Below are 19509 nucleotides of genomic sequence, written 5' to 3'. Positions count from 1 at the left end.
TTTAAAGATACTGTCTGTGTGCGATCCTGAAGTTGTTTCACCATATGCACTGCTATATGGATTGTCATTGTCTAGTGTGCAAAAAGAAATTCGACGCCTTGTTTTCATCCAATCAACCTTGGGCGGTCTCGGACAAAGGATAAAAGAAATTCGCCTCCCTGATCCACGCACGTTCCGAAAGTGGGGAAGTGCCCTTGCAGGTTTTGAGAATGCAATAAAGGAAAGAGCCAGGCACGCGGAGTTACTTAGTTCGTTCGGTAACGAGGTCGAATTGTGATTGGTGCTCGTCAACACGAGCTAGAATCGAGCGCATCCAATCGTAAAACTCTGACAAACTGGAGCTACCTTGCGCAATGTTACACTCGCGATGGGCAAATCCGACGTTGCTTGGACTATGCATTCTTGGATTTGCATGGGCGGTCTCAATGTGAGCCCGGCCTCTTTGCGCGAGGTCGAAGCTGATAAAGTCGAGATAGTCGAGACAAACAATGCATCGTGTTGAGTTCGGTTCAAACCTCTCGAACCGGCCAATGAGATAATCTCTTATTTCCGGGGGTGGGATTGGTGCATTTGTCATTTCATAGACATTCAGCGTGAGCATTGCCGCTACGTCCATACAGTCTTCATAAGTAGCCGCTTTGTCGCGTAGTTTGGCTCGAACTTGTGGTTTCATGCTCGCAATATTGATTCCAAACTCGTTTTTTAGAACGTCATCGGGAAGTAGCATGACCCAGCGATCGATGCGGTTAGGACCCGCGTCGTCACTTTTCCACGCAGCACCGGTAGTCTTGGTTGCGTCACGCTTAACTTTGGCTGCAACGCGCGGCGCGATTTGCAGCAAGTGGGCAAGAAATGGATATTCGTCACACTTCCCTGTATGACCCGCGGACCGGTAACAGCGACGTTCAATTAAGGTTTCGTACCGTGATCGACCACTTATCGGCTTTCCGCAAAGTTCAATAGCCATTTATTCCCCCGACAATAGTGCCCCAGGAGGGCAGCGTAGTGCCCGGGAAATCTGAAAAATTATGTCAATTGTGGGGTTCCGATCGCCACGTTCTATTCCGCTGACGTATGTCCTGTGAAGACCCGAAATCTCGGCAAATTGCTCTTGACTTAGGCCAAGAGCAATTCTCCGCCGTCTGACCTCTAGCCCAAACTCTTTAATTTCTTGCTCATTCTTCACCACAAAAATATCTAGTGAATGATGCAAATGAGTCTACAGACTATGAGTCACAAAAATGTGTGCGGGCTATTGCTGAATGAAGCCAATTAGCATAACATGATATGTGCTCTTGCCAGAGTAGCTGAGGTTTGGATCGCTGGCTTTGATATCGCATAGTGGCATGAGTGAGAGGCAAGTATGGTATGAATAAGCCTGTCTCGATTTCCATCAAGTGTGCAGTAAGCCAAGTCACAACCGGCGCCAACGCCATTTTCTGGGACACCCAGCGCGTCTTTCGGGCCAGATTAACGCCCCGGCGATGCTCGACTTTGTTATAGGGTTGTCCAGCGATATCGTCGGCCAGCATCGCGAAATAATCCGCGACGATCAGATCGTTCTCTGCGTCCGCCCATGGCCCGTTCGACATACGGCCAGGCTAGAGGGGCGGCTCGCTTTTGTCATCAGGGCAGGGGCATCGACTGGTCCTGGGCCGGCTCCTGGCCTCGCTGCCGCATCACGGCCTTGCGGACCTTCCACACCAGCCCCAGCATCACGCCGGTGAGCGCGCCGATGGTGCGGGCGGTGTCACCATACTCGGTCCAACCGAACACCACGCCGCAGCAAACGGCGCCCGCCAGACCCAGACTGGCCAGCAGCCGTCCTGACTCAAGGGTGAATATCTCGCTGGCGACAGCGCGCGCAATTCCGATCATTTCTGTTGGTCCTCCCATTTCGCAACGACGCTTAATGTCACCGAGAAAGGGAAGGAAAATCAAATTACTAGGGACTTACTTTAGGTACAGATGAGATAGATCGAGCCCGTCGAACCGCAGTTTGTTCATCGCTTCGATCCTGATTGCGATGCCCACGGCATCACCATAACCATCATGGACCGTGCCCCCGCTGTGACCGACAAAAGCTCTCCGGATATCTTCGGGAATGCCGCTGTTCCGGCAGGCAGTGATAAAGGTGTGCCGGAACGCATGCATGTTCAGGCCAGGCCGTTTCAGGTCCAGGTCCTGTAGAAACCGTCCGAACCACTGCGACACCGGCGCATAGGCATTGCGTCCCTCTGCGCCGATCGGCGCGTCCGGAAACAGCTTGCTGCCTTTCGCCTTCTTCACGAAGGCCAGGAAACCGATACGCTCCAGCTCCGGATGGATGGGCACCGGGTATTGCTTGCCGGTCTTGCTGCTGTGGATGTCGATCCACTTCCGCTCGCCATCGATCTTCACCTGGCTGCGCTCCAGCCCGCAGATCTCGCCCATGCGCGCACCGGTGAACAAGGCGAGGAGGGGCACCCAGAACCGGTAGCTTTGCCGGTTCCCGGCGTCGCTATACAGGTCGCTGCTGAAGATCTCCTTCAGCATGTCCGGTGACAGCGTTTTGCTGGGCGTCGCTCTGCTCTTGGGTTTGCGTTCCACCGTCAGGTCGGCGACCGGGTTGGCCGAAATCAGGTTCAGCCGGCGGGCCCAGTCGAAGAAGGTCCGCAGGTGAGAGACGTATTTCTGCACCGTTGTAGGCGTGTTGAGCGGAATCTTCGCCGTCTCGTTCTTCCGGATGGCCTCCCGCATCGTCTCGACCTTCAGCCGTGTGCGGTATTTCTGCGGGCACTGGCTGACGAGCGCATACCACTCGACCACATCGTTCCGGGTAATCGCGGCGATCGGCTTGTCTTCGGTCACCTGCTCAAGATAGCCGATGGCGGTCGCGAAACTGGTCAGCGCGGATTCGCCTCGTCTCTCCCGGCTATCATGCCTGAAACGGTCAAGCAGCTGCGAAGGCCGCTTCGATGAATCGGGCGCCAGGTCAGTGGAAATCGGAATAACGGGGGCAGGGGATAGCGAAGCGGGCGCGTCGCCCGCTGATGCCAACTGCCCCAGCTCGGCGTCCGTGATATCGCGCAGCTGGCGCTTCAGCGCCTTGATTTCTCGCTGCATGATGGTGCGCGCCAGGGCGCGGTAGTCGGACCGCTCGCGGTTGATGTCCAGCAACTCGATCTGGCCTTCATGCGGCGCATTGTCGTTTTCCGGCACGGTAACAATCCGCGCCAGCCCCGCCTCGCGAAAGGCCTCATCCGCATAGGGCTCTACAAGTCGATAGTCGTCGGCATCGAGGCACGTCAGCAAGTCAGCCAGTTGCGTCCGCGCTTTCTCGCGCTCCCAGTCCGGGTCCGGTCGCGTGGGCGTGTTTTGAATCTGCTTAAGCAGGGTCGTCAGGTCAGTTTGCCCCGCCGAGGCCTGGTCGAGAGTCCCGTGGCGCTTCCTGAAGGCTTGGTCGGAGCCGTCAATCCCGTCCGAGAACTGGCGCAGATAAGCCTCTGCTCGCCGCTCAACCTTGGTCGCGGCAGCCGAGGTTTCGCTGGCCGACAAGGGCTTGCCAATCAAAGCGCGATAGGCGCGCTTCATCTCCTCGTCTGTTTCAGCTTCCAGCGCCTTCGCAGCAAGGCGGGCGACCTCCCGATCCGAGGTGCGCAACGCCTTGTACCATTCGGTGCAGCCGACAAGCTCGACCAGCTCCTTTGGCACCCGACGCCGGAAGTAGTAGTTGCCCTTTTTCTGCTGCAGATAGCCGTGCCGCCCCATGCCCCAAACTCACCCTTCCGCATTCAGTTTGTGGGAACTATTGTGGGAACTGCCTGTGGGAACGACAAGCCTATTTATCAATATGTTATAAGGCTCAATAACTTGATATAGGTCAGGGTTCGAATCCCCTTGGGGACGCCAACATTTTTTCCCAATAGATTTTACTGACCCAGCAATCCCTGTGGGAACTGCTGCGGGAACTCGCTGGCTGATAGTTTCGTCCGATAAATTGGTCGACGCCGATTCGCGAAAGCGCCCGAACACAGCCTGCATCCCCAGGAAGCTTGTTTGCTTTTCCAGGACTTCGACCCTCAGCGCCGCGCCTATGGATCAGGGTTTAGCCTGGCTTTGCGTTTGCAGGCGATTTACCGCGACGGAAAAGCCGCCCGCCTGCGTTTGGTCATCATGCGCCGATACAATGCGTGCATGAGTGACCCGACCCGCAAGCTGGGGGTTTCCCGCGCTGAAAACGTCATCTAATAATCATTCGCGTTTATTCGATGCGCTTTACCAGCGCCAGGCCGCAGGATGCGCGCCATGGCGGGCTGGCGCAGGCGACGCTGGAGCCTATTTCTTCTGCATGGATATTCATGACTGAGCCTGTCCTTCCTTCTCCCGGCAACCCTTCTTCCGGTCGCCGGCTGCGCGCCGTCGTCTTCCTGTGCCTGCTGGCTGTCGCGGGCGGGCTTGGCTGGTATTATCTGCTGCGCGTACCGGATGCGCCGGCACCGGGCGGATTCCCCGGCGGCCGGGGCGTTGCCAGCCCGTGGGCGGCGCCGGTTCCGGTCCGCGTGGTTCCGGCAATTGCCGAGGATCTGGCGGTCGAGGTGAAGGCCATCGGCACGGTGGCCCCGCTGAATACGGTGGTGGTACGCAGCCGGGTCGATGGGCTGCTGCAACGCGTCCTGTTTCAGGAAGGCGAACGGGTCGAGGCGGGCGAGGTGCTGGCCGAGATCGACCCGGAATCCTTCCGCGTGAGCCTGGCCCAGGCGGAAGGAGCGCTGCAACAGAACCTGGCGCAGCTGAAGAACGCGGAAAGCGAGCTGGCGATCTATCGCCGGCTGTTCCAGCAGGATTCCATCGCCCGCCAGCAGCTCGACGCGCAGGAGGCGCTGGTGAACCAGTTGCGCGGCACACTGATGACCGATCGTGCCCAGGTGGATAACGCCAAGCTGCAGCTTTCCTACACGAAGATCACCGCGCCGATTGGCGGGCGGCTGGGCCTGCGCAAGGTCGATGCCGGCAATTTGATCGCCAGCGGTGATGCGGACGGCATCGTCACCATCACCCAGACCCAGCCCATCGCCGTTCTCTTCACCGTGCCCGAGGTCCAGCTCGCCGATATCCGCACGGCGCATGCCGCGGGCCGTCTGCTGGTGGTGGAAGCCTGGGACCGCAACGAGCAGAAAATGCTGGCCGAAGGCGTGCTGACCACGCTGGACAATCAGATCGACATCGCCACCGGCACCCTGCGGCTGAAGGCGCAGTTCGACAATGAAGATGATGCGCTGTTTCCCAACCAGTTCGTGAATGTGCGGCTGCGCGTGCGCACGCTGGAGGGGGCGATCACCATTCCGGTGGATGCCGTGCAGCACGGCTCACAGGGCACATATGTTTATATGATCTCAGACGGCAAGGCGACAGTGCGGCCGATCAGGCTCGGTCCCACCAGCAACAGCCGGATCACCGTGACGGAAGGGGTTCTGGAAGGCGACGAGGTGGTGCTGGAAGGGCTGGACCGGCTGCGCGAGGGCAGGGCGGTGACCATCGTCAATGAGTCGAACGCCGGCACCCCTACATCCCGTCCGGCGCAGAATCCGAATCGCGGCGGCTGACGCCAGATGAACATCTCGCGCCCCTTCATCCTGCGGCCGGTCGCCACCTCGCTGCTGATGCTGGCGCTGCTGCTGTCCGGCATCCTGACCTGGCGGATGCTGCCGGTGGCGGCCCTGCCGCAGGTGGATTATCCGATCATCCAGGTCTTCACCTTCTATCCCGGCGCCAGCCCGGACGTGACCGCGCGCACCATCACCGCCCCGCTGGAACGCCGTCTCGGCCAGATTCCGGGCCTGAAGCAGATGTCCTCCAGCAGTTCCGGCGGGGCGTCAGTCATCACCCTGCAATTCGCGCTGACCGTCGATCTGGGCGTCGCCGAGCAGGAGGTGCAGTCGGCGCTCAGCACCGCCAGCAGCCTGCTGCCGAACGATTTGCCGGTGCCGCCGGTCTATCGCAAGGTGAACCCGGCGGACGCGCCGATCCTGACGCTGGCCATCACCTCGGCCGAGCTGCCGCTGCCGAGAGTCTATGACCTGGTCGATACCCGCATGGCGCAGAAGCTGGCGCAGGTCTCCGGCGTCGGGCTGGTCAGCCTGGCCGGCGGCCAGCGCCCGGCAATCCGCGTACAGGTGAACCCCGGCGCGCTCGCCACCGCCGGCCTCACCATCGAGAATGTCCGCTCCGCCATCGCCAGCGCCAACGCCAACCAGGCCAAGGGCAGCTTCGACGGGCCGTTCCGTTCCACCTTGCTGGACGCCAATGACCAGATTCGCACGGTGGAGGGGTATCGCCAGCTGATCCTTGCCTGGCAGGACGGGGCAGCCTTGCGGCTGGGCGACGTCGCCACCGTCGAGAACGGAGCCGAGGATCGCTTCCTCGCCGCCTGGTCCGGCGAGGTGCCGGCCATACTGCTGAACATCCAGCGCCAACCCGGCGCCAATGTGATCGAGGTGGCGGACCGGGTACGCACGCTGCTACCGCAGCTTTCGGCCAGCCTGCCGGCCTCGGTCGAGGTTTCGGTCCTGACCGACCGCACGCAGAGCATCCGGGCCTCGGTACGCGACGTGCAGATCGAGCTGCTGTTCGCCATCGCGCTGGTGGTTGCCGTCACCTTCGCCTTTCTCGGCAATGCCCGCACCACGATCATCCCCAGCGTGGTGGTACCGCTGTCGCTGGTCGGCACCTTCGGGGTGATCTATCTGGCGGGCTTCTCGATCAATAACCTGACGCTGATGGCGCTGACCATCGCGACCGGCTTCGTTGTCGATGACGCCATCGTCATGCTGGAGAACATCGCCCGGCACCGGGAGAAGGGGATGCCGCCGCTGCAGGCTGCCCTCAAGGGCGCGTCGGAAATCAGCTTCACCCTGGTGTCGCTGACGCTGTCGCTGGTCGCGGTGCTGATCCCGCTGCTGTTCATGGGCGATGTGGTGGGACGGCTGTTCCACGAATTCGCCGTCACGCTGGCCATCGCCATCCTGATCTCGCTGGTCATCTCGCTGACCCTGACGCCGATGATGAGCGCCCGGATGCTGCCGGCTCTCGATGCGAAAGAGCCGGGCAAGCCCGGCCTCCTGGACCGGCTGATTGCGCGCTATGGCATCTGGCTGGACTGGGTGCTGGCGCACCGGACACTGACGATGGCGGTGATGCTGGCGACACTTGGACTGACCGCCATTCTTTATATCGCCGTGCCAAAGGGGTTCTTTCCCGTGCAGGACAGCGGCGTCATCCAGGTGGTGACGGAAGCGCCGCAATCGATCTCCTTCCAGGCCATGGCCGAACGCCAGCAGGCGCTGGCAACGCGCATCCTGCAAGACCCGGATGTCGCCAACCTGTCCTCCTTCATCGGTGTGGATGGCAGCAATGCGACGCTGAACAGCGGCCGCATGCTGATCAATCTAAAGCCGCACACGGACCGCAACGCTTCCGTGACCGAGATTATCGCCCGGCTGCGTGACACGGTCAGCGGCATGGTCGGCATTACCGCCTGGTTCCAGCCGGTGCAGGAACTGACCATCGAGGATCGCGTCAGCCGCACCCAGTACCAGTTCACGCTGAGCCACCCGGACCGCGATATTCTGGCCAACTGGGTCGAACGCATGATGGATGGGCTGCAGGCCCGGCCGGAGCTGGCCGACGTCGCCAACAACCTGATGAATGGCGGGCTGCAGGCCTATGTCGAGATCGACCGCGACGCGGCTGCACGCCTGGGCATCGACACGACAAACATCGTCAGCGTGCTGCAAAGCGCCTTCGGGCAGCGGCAGATCGCAACGATGTTCACCCAGGCCAACCAGTACCGGGTGATCCTGGAGGTCGATCCGGCACAGGTGCAGGGACCGGAGGCATTGCAGGATGTCTTTATCCAGACCCCCGGCGGCCAGCCGGTGCCGCTGCTCAGCGTGGCGCGGGTCAGCCAGCGCCAGACCCCACTGCTCGTCAGCCATCAGGCGCAGTTCCCAGCTGTCACCATCTCGTTCAATCTGGGCGCGGGGGTCTCGCTTGGCGCCGCCGTCGCGACCATCGAGGCGGTGGAGAGCGAGGTCGGTCTGCCGCTGGAGGTCGAACGCCGCTTCCAGGGGGCGGCGGAGGCCTTCCGCGCCTCGCTGACAAACACGCTGTGGCTGATTCTGGCCGCCGTGGTGACGATGTATATCGTCCTTGGCGTGCTGTATGAGAGTACGATCCACCCGATTACCATCCTGTCCACCTTGCCGTCGGCCACGGTCGGCGCGCTGGCGGCATTGCTGCTGACCGACCGGCCGCTCGATCTGATCGCCGTCATCGGCATCGTGCTGCTGATTGGCCTGGTGAAGAAGAACGGCATCATGATGGTGGATTTCGCGTTGGAAGCGCAGCGCCGCCAGGGCTTGAGCCCGCGTGACGCGATCCACCGTGCCGCCATGCTGCGCTTCCGGCCGATCCTGATGACCACGCTGGCGGCCCTGTTCGGGGCGCTGCCCCTGATGCTGGCCAGCGGCAGCGGGGCGGAGCTGCGTCAGCCGCTGGGCATCGTCATGGTCGGCGGGTTGCTGGTCAGCCAGGTGCTAACGCTGTTCACCACCCCGGTCGTCTATCTGTTCTTCGACGGTCTGACGCGCGGGCGGGGCACGGGACGCAAGGAAGCTGCCGAACCGGCAACGGAGACAGGCGCGGCATGAACATCGCCCGGCCCTTCATCCGCCGCCCGGTGGGCACCAGCCTGATGGCGCTGGCGCTGCTGCTGATCGGTGGGCTGGCCTGGCGGCTGCTGCCGGTTTCACCGCTGCCGCAGGTGGATTTTCCGTCCATCGTGGTCAATGCCAGCCTGCCCGGTTCCAGCCCGGAGAGCATGGCGGCCACGGTGGCAACGCCGCTGGAACGCGCGCTGGGCAGCATCGACGGCATCACCGCGCTGACCTCCTCCAGCGCGCAGGGCACGACACGGATCAACCTGCAATTCGAACTCGGGCGCGACATCCACGATGCCGCACGCGACGTGCAGGCCGCAATCAACGCGGTGCGCAACCAGCTGCCCAGCGGTATGCCGAACCTGCCGACCTACCGCAAGATCAACCCGTCACAGGCGCCGATCATGGCGCTGGCGGTCAGTTCGCCAAACCTGTCGCCGGGGCAGATCTACGACGTCGCCTCCACCATCCTGGCGCAGAAGATCGCGCAGATTACCGGCGTCGGCGAGGTCAGCCTGGGCGGCGCCTCGCTGCCAGCCGTCCGGGTACAGCTCAATCCCGGCATGCTGGCGCATTATGGCATCGCGCTGGACGAGGTGCGCACGGCGATTGCCCAAACCAACCCGATGCGACCGCTGGGGCTTGTGGAGGAGGGGGACCGGCGCTGGCAGATCACCATCAGCGAGCCGCTGCGCCAGGCGGCCGAGTACGCGCCGCTGATCATCCGCTGGCAGGATGGCGCCGCGGTTCGGCTGCAGGATGTGGCGAGCGTCACCGACTCGGTTGAGAACCGCTATCGCAGCGGTTTCCACAACGACCAGACCGCCGTGATCATGACGATCAGCCGGCAGAGCGGCGCCAACATCGTCAAGACCATCGACGCGATCAACGAGAAGCTGCCGGAACTGCGCGCCCTGCTGCCGGCCGATGCCTCGCTGACCGTTGTCATGGACCGCTCGCCGGGCATCCGGGCGACCCTGAAGGAAGCACAGCTGACCCTGCTGCTGTCCTCGGCGCTGGTGGTTCTTGTCGTCTTCCTGTTCCTGGGCAGCGTGCGGACGGCGCTCATCCCCAGCATCGCGATCCCGGTGTCACTGATCGGCGCCTGCGCCGTCATCTACCTGTACGGTTTCTCCCTGAACAATTTGTCACTGATGGCGCTGATCGTGGCGGCGGGGCTGGTGGTCGATGACGCCATCGTCGTGCTGGAGAATATCCAGCGCCATATCGAGAGCGGCCTGTCACCCTACCGCGCTGCCTTGCGCGGGGCGCGGGAGGTCAACTTCACGCTGCTGGCGATGAATTTCTCGCTGGTCCTTGTTTTTCTTTCAATTTTGTTCATGGGCGGGCTGATCCAGCGGCTGTTCCGCGAGTTTTCCATCACGCTGGTGGCGGCGGTGCTGATCTCCCTGCTACTGTCGGTGACGCTGACGCCGGCCATGTGTGCCCATCTGCTGCGGCGCCGGGTGGAGCGCCCGGCCGGCTGGCTGTCGCGCGCGACCATCCGGCTGTTCGCCGATGTGCGCTCGCTCTATGCCGACAGCCTGGCCTGGACGCTGCGGCATGGGGTCGTCGTGCTGCTGATGCTGGGCGCGGTGATCGGCCTGAATGTCTATCTCTACATCAGCATACCGAAAGGGCTGCTGCCGCAGCAGAGCACCTCGCAGATACGCGGATTCGTGCGCGGCGATGACGGTTTTTCCTTTCAGGTCATGCAGCCGAAGATCGAGGCGTACCGGCGCCTGCTGCTGGCCGATCCGGCGGTCAGCGATGTCGCCGGCACCAGCGGCGACAATGGCGGCGTCAGCAATGCCTTCCTGACCGTGCAGCTGAAGCCCCTGGCCGAACGCGACGGCCTCAGCGCCCAGCAGGTGATCGACCGCATCCGCCGGAAGGTGCCGCCGGTCCCGGGCGGCATTCTGATCCTGTTCGCCGATCAGGACATCAGGCTTGGCTTTTCCTTCAACCAGAGCGATTCCGAACTGGTGCTGATGGCCGACGATATCGCGCTGCTGCAACGCTGGGCGCGGCGGGCCTCGGAGGCGATGCAGGCGATGCCGGAGCTGGTCGATGTCTCGGCCGAAGGCGACAAGGGCACGCAGCAGGTCATCCTCGATATCGACCGGGAGGCCGCGCGGCGTCTCAACGTCGATACCCAGGCGATTTCGGCCATCCTCAGCAATTCCTTCTCACAGCGCCAGGTCGCCACACTCTATGACGATCAGAACCAGTACCGCGTGGTGATGGAGCTGATGCCCGGCTATACCGCGCAGCCGGCGGTGCTGGACCAGTTGCAGGCGATCACCGCTGACGGCAACCGCGTGCCGCTGGCCGCCTTCACCAGCTACAGCTACGGGCTGGCGGATGACCGCATCTATCATGATTCGCAGTTCGCGGCGGCCAGCATCGGCTATTCGCTGGCACCCGGCGTCACCACGCAGCAAGCGCAGGAAGCCATCGACCGGATGCTGGCGGACATCCTGCTGCCGACCGAAGTTCAGGCCCGCACCGGCGGACGGTCACGCGGCTTTCAGGAAAGCGTACAGGCCCAGCCGCTGCTTATCGCGGGCGTGTTGCTGGCGGTCTATCTGCTGCTCGGCGTGCTGTATGAAAGCACGCTGCATCCGCTGACCATCCTGTCCACGCTGCCATCGGCCGGTATCGGGGCACTGCTGGCGCTGCGCGCAAGCAATACGGAATTCACGCTGATCGCTCTGCTGGGGCTGTTCCTGCTGATTGGTATCGTGATGAAGAATGCCATCCTGATGGTCGATTTCGCGCTGGAGCGGCAGCGCCGCGACGGCGCCAGCCCGGTAGAGGCCATCCACCATGCCGCCTTGCTGCGACTGCGCCCGATCCTGATGACCAACCTCGCCGGCCTGCTAGGCGCGGTGCCGCTTGCCATCGGGCTGGGGGAGGGGGCAGAGATGCGCCAGCCGCTGGGCATCGCCATCATCGGCGGGCTGGCGGTCAGCCAGATACTGACCCTGTACACGACCCCGGTGGTCTATCTCTACTTCGAACGCCTGCGGCAATGGAGCCTACGCCGCTTCGCCCGCACCGGATTTGCATCATGAAACACCACGGTTTTTTCCCGGTGATCCTTCTGACCTCGGCCGTGCTGGCGGGCTGTACGGTCGGACCGGATTACAGCCGGCCGGAAGTACCGATTTCGGCAGCCTACAAGCATGAGGCGGGCTGGCGCAGCCTGTCGAGCGTGGAGGCGCCGCCATCGGGCGACTGGTGGGCGATCTATGGCGACCCGGAACTCGACCGTCTTATGCGCACGACAGCCGGATCGAACCTGTCCGTGGCACAGGCCGAGGCCCGCTACCGCCAGGCGCTGGCGCAGTTGCGGGTTTCCCGCGCCGGTGCGTTGCCGCAGGTTCAGGGCAATGCCAGCGCACAACGCAGCGGGCGGGAGAATAATGGCGGCGGTTCGAGCCTTTCCAGCAGCAGCGACGGCACCGCCTATCAGGTCGGCGCGACCGCCAGCTGGGTGCCGGATCTATGGGGCAAGCTGCGCCGGCAGATGGAAGCCGACCGCGCCAGCATTGCCAGCAGTGCCGCCGATCTGGAAGCGATGCGGCTCAGCATGCAATCGACCGTGGCCCAGGCTTACTTGCGTATCCGCGCCACCGACCTCTATCTCGGTCTGCTGGAACTGACCCGTGAGGCCTATGCGCGCTCGCTGGAACTGACCCGCAACCAGTACAGTGCCGGCCTTGCCGCGCGGGCCGATGTCATCCAGTCGGAAGTCCAGCTGCAATCGCTGCTGACCCAGGAATCCGATCTTCTCCAGCAGCGCCTGCTGAATGAGAACGCGATTGCCGTTCTGCTGGGCCGCCCGCCCGCCGGTTTCGCCGTGGCGCGCACCGATGCACTGCCGCCGCCGCCCGCGATTCCAGCCCAGATGCCCGCAGCGCTGCTGGCCCGGCGCCCCGACATCACCGCCGCCGAGCGGCTGGTCGCCGCGGCCAATGCCAATATCGGCGTCGCCGAGGGCGCCTGGTTCCCCGACCTGACCCTGAGCGCGCAGGGCGTCCTGCAGGAGGGGCGCTTCATCGACCTGCTCAGCGCACCGCAATTCATCTGGTCGGTCGGTCCGTCGCTGGCGGCGACCCTGTTCGACAGCGGACGGCGCAGCGCACTGGTCGAGCAAAGCCGCGCGCAATATGACGAGCGGGTGGCTGCCTACCGCCAGACTTTCCTCACCGGCATGCAGGAGGTGGAGGATGCGCTGGCCACGCTTCAGACCCTCTCCGAGAAGGCCGTGCAGCAACAAAGGCTGGTCGAGCTGGCGGAGGAGAATGAACGCGTCGTGACCAACCGCTACCGCGCCGGTCTGGTGACTTTCCTGGAAGTCTCGGTGGCGCAGAACCAGACCTACACCAGCCGGCGCACGGCACTGGAAATCCGCGCGGAGCAGCTCATCGCGTCGATTCAGCTGGTTACCGCCCTCGGCGGCGGCTGGGACGCCAGATAACCCCCTTTGTCGCATCGCTCTACGCGTTATAGTCCACCGGACCGTCCGTTGGCGCAGCCGCGCGATCCATATGGAATAGCTAGAGAATATCGGGGAGTCATGTCTGTCCTGCCGGAAGAGGCCTATCTGGCCATCGCGCCGCATTTCGCCGTCCACCGCCAGGATGAGGAGCGCCTGCTGCTGCTGTCGGAGACCCAGAGCTACCGGCTGACCGGCGGGCTCTATATTGCCTTGCTGCCGCTTCTCGACGGCCGGCTGACGGCGGCGCAGATCGTCGACTCCCTCGCGCGATCCGTGGACGCCGATACGGTCCGGGACTGCCTGAAACACATGCTGGCGAAATCCTATATCGTGCCGGTTCCAGCGCCGTCCGATCTGATGGGAATGCGCCCGTTGCACGCCTATTGGAGCGCCCGGGGCCAGGCGCCGGACAGCGCCATGCGTACCCTGCAAGGCCTGTCGGTCGGCGTCTTGCCGCTGGGCAGCGGCGAAAGCGCCGGCACGCCGGCAGCCGAACGCCTGACCGGTATGCTTTCCGGCAGCGGCATTTCCACAACCGCGCCCGATGCCGCCGATCTGTTGCTCGTGCTGGTCGATGACTATCTCCAGGAAAGTCTGGCCCGCTTCGCCGGCAGCACGGAAGGCCGCGCACGGCGCTGGATCCCGCTGAAGCCGGGTGGGATGCAGGCCTGGATCGGCCCGATTTTCGAAAATCCAGCCGCGCCGGATTCCACCCAAGCCTGCTATTTCTGCCTTGCCCGCCGGCTGATGGCGCACCGGCCAGGCGATTCCCTGATTCCGGCCCTGCCCGGCGGGTTGCGCCCGGCACTGGGCTGGACGCCGGGATCGCTGTCGCTGGCCTTCGGCCTGGCCGCGACCGAGATTGGCGATATCGCGATGGGGGATGCCAGCCGCCTTGCCGGGCATCTGGTCACGCTGGACAGCGCCAGCCTGGCGCTCGGCTCGCACGCTGCCCCGCACTTCCAGGATTGCCCCGTTTGCGGGGACGGCGAATCGCCGGCTGTTACCGAAGCGCCGCCGATCAGGCTGAACCCGGCACAAGCCATCGGGAAAGGCGAAAGCGGTTGGCGCGCCTTGTCCCCCGCCGAAGCATTGGCAAAGCTGCACCCTATCGTCAGCCCGCTGACCGGCATCGTCGCCCGGATCGATGATCACGAACTTGCACCGGGGCTTCATGTTGCGGTGGCGGCACAGGCCAACCGCGAATCGGTCGACCCAAGGCAGAATCGCGGGCTTGGCAAGCCCGGCTCGGCCGGCGGCAAGGGGATCAACCCGACGCAGGCCCGGATCAGCTGTCTTGCCGAAGCGGTGGAGCGCTATGCCTGCGGCTGGACCGGCAGCGAGCCGCGCCGCCTCGCGCACCTGGACACGCTGGGGGAGGAGGCTGTCCACCCGCAGGCATTGCTCGGCTTCAGTGCGCACCAGTATGCCAACCGCGATAGCCTGAACAAGCAGGCCGGGCCGATGCACAAGGTGCCACAGCCGTTCAACGAGGGCAGCACCATCGAATGGTCGCCAGCCTGGTCGCTGACTCAGGATGCGCCGCGCTGGCTACCGACACGGTTCTGCTATTTCGACTATGCCGCGCGGGAAGTGTCGGAGGATCACGCTTTCTGCATCGCTGATTCCAATGGCTGTGCGTCCGGCGGCACCCGCGAGGAGGCGATCCTGCAAGGCCTGCTGGAAGTCATCGAACGCGATGCCATTGCCATCTGGTGGTACAACCGGCTGCATAATCGTCCGGCCGCCCGGCTGGAGGGCGTGGATTCGGCGTTTCTGCAGGCAATGGAGGATTACGCGCGCCGCGACGGCCTGCGCGTCGAGGTGCTGGACCTCACCACCGATCTCGGCATTCCGGTGATGGCGGCGATCGCATCGCAGGCGCAGGATGGCAGCCGCATCTCGATCGGATTCGGTGCCCATCTCGATCCGGCCATTGCCGCGACGCGAGCCCTTACCGAATTGAACCAGGGCATCTATTTCAATGCGCTGAACACGGCAACGCCAGAGGGAAAAAGACTTCCTTCGACGATGCCCGGGACTGGTTCGAGACGGCGGTGATCGATCAGCACCCCTATCTCCGGGCCGATACGCGCCAGCCTGGCCGCTCCTGGGACCTGCCGCGACCGGAGGATGTCTCGATTGTCGAGGCGGTCAGTTTCTGTGTCGAACGGCTGGCCGCCGCCGGGCACGATACTGTGGTGCTGGATTATGACCGCCGGGACGTACCGCTGGCCTGCGTGAAGGTCGCAATTCCCGGCCTGTGCCATTTCTGGAACCGGCGCGGCGCCGACAGGCTGTTCGAAGCACCGGTCCGCCAGGGCATTCTCGACGCCCCCTTGGCGGAAACCGCGCTCAACCCGATCAACTTCTTTCTGTAAGCACCTCGGGAACAGGCGCGCCGGTAGGAGATACGTAAGTCGTGCTGTGGCTGACCGGGTGCCAGTTCATGCGCTTCAGATAGGCGATCGAGGCGCGGTTTTCCGGGCGGGCAATGGTCCAGGGTTTGTCGATTCCCGCCGCTATATAGCGGTCCAGCGACAGGCCGCCGATCCATTCCGCCAGCCCCTTCGCCCAATAGCGCCGCGCCACAGATATGCTGGGGAACAGGGCGTTGTCCGTGCATTCAGTCACACCGACCACCTCATCCGTTGCGACTTCCACAGCGACCATCATCCAGTGGCCGTCGCCGCTCAGAATCCCTTCGATGCTGTCGGCAGTCAGGTGCGGCACCATGGTCTCGCGCACGAAGGCCTTGTTCTGGAATTCGGCGATCTTGGCATTCAGCACGGGATCACCGCCGCGATATTCCCGGCAATGGACGCCCTCGACCGGGGTGTAGCTGTAATCCCCACCATTCCAGGCAATGACGATATCCTTGCACACTTCGCGAAAGCCGGTGGCTTCCAGGAAGGGCAGGGCATCCTCCTGGCCTTCATAGAGCATGGCGTAATGCGCCGGGATACCGGCCTCGGCCATGTGCCGGTCCGCGGCTTCCTTCAACCGGGTGCCGATGCCCTGGCGGCGCCAATCTTCGAAGACGATGATCATCGAACAGCGCCCTTCCGGCCGGCCATAGGCCCGGCACATCACGACAGCGATGCCGACGATCATCTCACCTTGCCGGGCAACAATCACCGCGCTGTTCCGGCGATAGGGCTCGTCGATCAGCTGCCGCCAGAAATAGCCGACGCCATCCTGCCGGTTGACGATACCCGCCGCGTCGAGTTGCTGCCGCAGGCCGGCTTCGTGATCCTTGCCATAGGGTTCGAGGACAATAGACGTCATCGGCTTTCCTTGTTTTCCTCATCCGCTTCCGGCCCGCCACTCAGGGCAAACTCGGCGATGGCGGTTTCCTCGAAGGGTGACAGGCCGGTCAGAGCCTCGAACAAGGCCGAATCGCCGGTACCATTGGCGCAGGGTGCCAGCCCGAGCGCAGTCGCGACAAGATAGAGTGTCTGCATCGCCGCCCCCGCCTGCAGCTGCGCCAGCCGATAGGCGATGCCCTCATACTCCCGGGCAAGCAGCGGGTGACGGCTGGCCATGACGACGACGCAATCCGGCGGCGTCCCGGTTTCGCCCATGGCGCCCGCAGCCGTGCGATATAACCGCTCCTCAAGAACCGGGCGCGAGGGCAGCCTATACAGCGCATGCTCCTGTTCCCGATAATGGTAGAACCCGCTTTCCAGCCCGTCACAGCGCCGGATACCGAGATAATACTCAAGCCCATGAATGGCGCCCCCCGCAGGGACCGGGCGCCAGAGCCGGACATCGGGACGACCCGGCACATCTGCCGCGCGGAAGCACTGCCACAGCAGGGTGGAGAGATCGTCAAGCCGCAAGGGCTGGGAAGCCGGACGGCGAATCGAGCGGCGCGCCGCCAGCACATGCGCGAATGGCGGAGATGACCGGTCGGCTGGTGCCGGCAGGACGATACGGTTCGATGACATCACCGGCTTTTCCGGCGATGGCTTCGGGTAAGTCCCGGCCAACCGGTCGTGCTTAGCAATGGGTCTCAGCCCCAGTGCCTGCCGAGTCGCATCGTGAAACTGCAGATCGTGAAATTCCCATGCCGCCCGCGCGGCCGGTTCCGGCTGCGGCGACTCAAGAAATCCGGCACAGGCCAGAAAGCCACGGAACGGATTGTTCGTCTCCTGCCCGGCGACGGGGTCGAACAAACCATCCAGCAGTTTTATGCCCGCCGGTGCGACGGTCAGCCGCGCGTGAACTTCCGGATTATCGAGAATCGCGGCATCGCCATGCCGCCGCAGGCTGACAAAGCGGGAAAGCGGCATGCGCAACACATCGTCCGGCAGGGCTATCAGCATAGGGCAATAGGTGCCGCTGTAGCTTTGCAGGTGGCAGAGCGGCTGCTCAGGCGGGCCGAAGAACCATTCCAGCGCTTGCCGCAAGGCCAGGGAACGTAGAAATCCCGGGACATACTGGTCGGTCTCGTCGCCGGCCAATGCCATGAGTTGCGCGTGCGTTGCCCCATTCCCGAGCAGGGCGTTCAGCAGTTCCGCGTCATGCCGGCCATGACCGGCGAGAGAAAGCCCGGTGCCGTCACGGAACGACAGGATCAGATTTCCATTACCCGCATCGACGGTAGCGGATGCCACCGACACCGGCAGCCGGTAGCCGAATTCATCGACAATCGACATTGATTCGGAAGGGGCACAGGGGAAATGCGTCACAAGGAGCCCCGTTTTACCGCGATCCGGAAAGCTGAAACAAAGACGCGCCCGCCGGTTTGCAGCCGGCAGGCGCGCATTGGAAGGCCAGAATTAATGCGACTGACCGGAATCAGCCAGCAATTCCTCATCGGCGTCGCTCACATAGCATGAGCAATTGGGCGTCGGCCGAACCATACCGGCAGAAGAAATATCCTCGTCGCCGATTACGCAGCCCAATGGCCGGCACTTGGCCGTCCCGGCAGCGGAAAGACCGGCAGCGGAGAGGTCTTCATCGGAGCCAACCCAGCAGGAGGTTACGCAGGGTCCGACAGGCGGCCGTGCCGCGCTACCGGCAGCGGAGAGGTCTTCATCGGAGCCAACCCAGCAGGAGGTTACGCAGGGTCCAACAGGCGGTCGTGCCGCGCTACCGGCAGCGGAGAGGTCCTCATCGCTGATACGGCTGAACGCGCAGGGCATTGGCGCCGCGCTGGCAGCGGAGAGGTCCTCGTCGCTGATCCGGCAGGGAAAGCCGCCGCACGGCGGCGGCGCGCTGGCAGCGGAAAGATCCTCGTCGCTGATCCGGGAATAAAAGCATGGCGACGGACGATCGCCGGCGGCGCTCAAATCTTCATCCCCGACGAACCGGCTGAAGACGGGTGGGATAAAACTGCTCACTCGATGGCTATGATTATCCGACATTCCGAGCTGTCCTTTCGGCATTTGAAAAATACTGCATCCGCAAATTCTTTTGTCCCGGCCCTTTCGGGCGCTTTCTCAGACAAAAAACTGTCATTACTTCCGCGCCAAATCAAACAATACCAATGGAATAGCACGGATTGTCAAGAATGATACAGGCATGTCGCGCTCCGGCAACCCGATATATCGGATTTTATCCAATCGCCATTGTTCGGACTGCGTCACTGACCATCGCCGCAATCTCCGCCATCCGGTCCTGCATACGGAACATCGGTCCGGCAATCACGATGGACAGCCGCCGTTCGCCGACCGGCAGGGGCAGGGCGACACCAGCGAGGTCCGGGCTGAATTCGGCGAAGCTGCTGTGCCAGCCGCGCGCCATCTCCTCGGCCAGCTTCGTCTCGACATCATCGGGCGTCAGCGGCGTGGTGTCGCTGTGGCGCTGGAAATCAATGCGGCGATAGAGTGCCAGCCTTTCCTTCTTCGGGCATTGCGCGAGGATCGCCCGGCCGGAGGAACTGGCATGGATCGGCAGCCGATGGCCTGCCTGCGCGAAATAGCGGATCGAGGCCGGCGATTCGACCACGTCCAGGAACACGGTCTGCGTGCCGGCCGGCGCGACGATGGCCGCCGTCTCACCGGTCTCATCCGACAGCGTCTCGATCAGCGGGCGGGCGAAATCCGGCAGTGGCTCCGCCGCCGCGATCTGCTGGGCCAGCGCCATCCAGCGCGGGCTCGGGTAATAGCCGGCGCGCGGACGCGGCTCGTAGAGAAAGCCGCGCTCCGCCAGCGTCGTCAGGATATTGAAGGTGGATGACCGCGGCCAGCCAAACGCCGCTGACACCTCCGCCAGGGTCGCGGGCTGGCCGCGCCGGGCGAAGAACTCCAGCAAATCAAGGACGTTGGCGGCCTGTCTTACGGTCATAGGCGAATA

15 protein-coding genes are annotated in these 19509 nt (G+C 63.3%); 8 read left to right on the top strand and 7 right to left on the bottom strand.

The window, feature by feature from the left end:
• On the top strand, nt 1-277 hold a 277-nt coding region (locus BKM74_RS18875), incomplete at its 5' end, for a hypothetical protein (protein ID WP_217895499.1).
• Here BKM74_RS18875 and BKM74_RS18575 read toward each other — a convergent pair.
• The 4 genes from BKM74_RS18575 to BKM74_RS15335 form a co-directional block, all read right to left on the bottom strand.
• Nucleotides 242-967, bottom strand: coding sequence for a hypothetical protein (locus BKM74_RS18575; protein ID WP_140056101.1), 726 nt, complete (start codon nt 965-967; stop codon nt 242-244). The genes BKM74_RS18875 and BKM74_RS18575 overlap by 36 nt on opposite strands.
• A complete protein-coding gene (locus BKM74_RS15350; protein ID WP_217895503.1) occupies nt 968-1186 on the bottom strand; it encodes a helix-turn-helix domain-containing protein in 219 nt (72 codons plus the stop codon).
• A gap of 440 nt (nt 1187-1626) precedes the next feature.
• On the bottom strand, nt 1627-1878 hold the full coding sequence (locus tag BKM74_RS15340; protein ID WP_086466587.1) for a hypothetical protein: 252 nt from the start codon (nt 1876-1878) through the stop codon (nt 1627-1629).
• A 75-nt stretch (nt 1879-1953) separates the two neighbouring features.
• On the bottom strand, nt 1954-3750 hold the full coding sequence (locus BKM74_RS15335; protein WP_086466586.1) for a DUF6538 domain-containing protein: 1797 nt from the start codon (nt 3748-3750) through the stop codon (nt 1954-1956).
• 288 nt (nt 3751-4038) lie between these two features.
• Here BKM74_RS15335 and BKM74_RS15330 point away from each other — a divergent pair, with 288 nt between their 5' ends.
• From BKM74_RS15330 to BKM74_RS19115, 7 genes are all read left to right on the top strand, one after another.
• Nucleotides 4039-4230: a hypothetical protein gene (locus BKM74_RS15330; protein ID WP_086466585.1), complete on the top strand. Its 192-nt coding sequence runs from the start codon at nt 4039-4041 to the stop codon at nt 4228-4230.
• A gap of 110 nt (nt 4231-4340) precedes the next feature.
• Entirely contained in the window at nt 4341-5585 is a 1245-nt protein-coding gene (locus BKM74_RS15325; protein WP_086466595.1) for an MdtA/MuxA family multidrug efflux RND transporter periplasmic adaptor subunit, read from the top strand.
• Between the two features lie 6 nt (nt 5586-5591).
• The gene (locus tag BKM74_RS15320; protein ID WP_086466584.1) at nt 5592-8690 is read left to right on the top strand and encodes a multidrug efflux RND transporter permease subunit; all 3099 of its coding nucleotides are present in this window, start codon (nt 5592-5594) and stop codon (nt 8688-8690) included.
• Nucleotides 8687-11776, top strand: a complete 3090-nt coding sequence (locus BKM74_RS15315) for an efflux RND transporter permease subunit (protein WP_086466583.1) — start codon at nt 8687-8689, stop codon at nt 11774-11776. The genes BKM74_RS15320 and BKM74_RS15315 overlap by 4 nt, the downstream gene beginning before the upstream one ends.
• Nucleotides 11773-13185, top strand: a complete 1413-nt coding sequence (locus tag BKM74_RS15310) for an efflux transporter outer membrane subunit (protein ID WP_086466582.1) — start codon at nt 11773-11775, stop codon at nt 13183-13185. Before BKM74_RS15315 ends, BKM74_RS15310 begins: the two co-directional genes overlap by 4 nt.
• A 99-nt stretch (nt 13186-13284) precedes the next feature.
• Nucleotides 13285-15267, top strand: a complete 1983-nt coding sequence (locus tag BKM74_RS15305) for a TOMM precursor leader peptide-binding protein (protein WP_086466581.1) — start codon at nt 13285-13287, stop codon at nt 15265-15267.
• Nucleotides 15264-15587: a YcaO-like family protein gene (locus tag BKM74_RS19115; RefSeq protein WP_176342560.1), complete on the top strand. Its 324-nt coding sequence runs from the start codon at nt 15264-15266 to the stop codon at nt 15585-15587. The genes BKM74_RS15305 and BKM74_RS19115 overlap by 4 nt, the downstream gene beginning before the upstream one ends.
• Here the strand turns inward: BKM74_RS19115 and BKM74_RS15295 are convergent.
• The 3 genes from BKM74_RS15295 to BKM74_RS15285 form a co-directional block, all read right to left on the bottom strand.
• The gene (locus BKM74_RS15295) at nt 15571-16494 is read right to left on the bottom strand and encodes a GNAT family N-acetyltransferase (RefSeq protein ID WP_086466579.1); all 924 of its coding nucleotides are present in this window, start codon (nt 16492-16494) and stop codon (nt 15571-15573) included. The two genes, BKM74_RS19115 and BKM74_RS15295, sit on opposite strands and share 17 nt — an antisense overlap.
• Nucleotides 16491-17867: a SagB family peptide dehydrogenase gene (locus BKM74_RS15290; protein WP_086466578.1), complete on the bottom strand. Its 1377-nt coding sequence runs from the start codon at nt 17865-17867 to the stop codon at nt 16491-16493. Before BKM74_RS15290 ends, BKM74_RS15295 begins: the two co-directional genes overlap by 4 nt.
• A 901-nt stretch (nt 17868-18768) precedes the next feature.
• Complete coding sequence (locus BKM74_RS15285; RefSeq protein WP_086466577.1) at nt 18769-19500, bottom strand: IclR family transcriptional regulator; 732 nt, start codon at nt 19498-19500, stop codon at nt 18769-18771.
• Nucleotides 19501-19509: the final 9 nt, after the last annotated feature.

The organism is Oceanibaculum nanhaiense (assembly GCF_002148795.1).
In the GTDB taxonomy this organism is placed as follows: domain Bacteria; phylum Pseudomonadota; class Alphaproteobacteria; order Oceanibaculales; family Oceanibaculaceae; genus Oceanibaculum; species Oceanibaculum nanhaiense.
The sequence above is the reverse complement of the archived record's forward strand: the minus strand, read 5'-3'. Positions and strand labels throughout refer to the sequence as shown.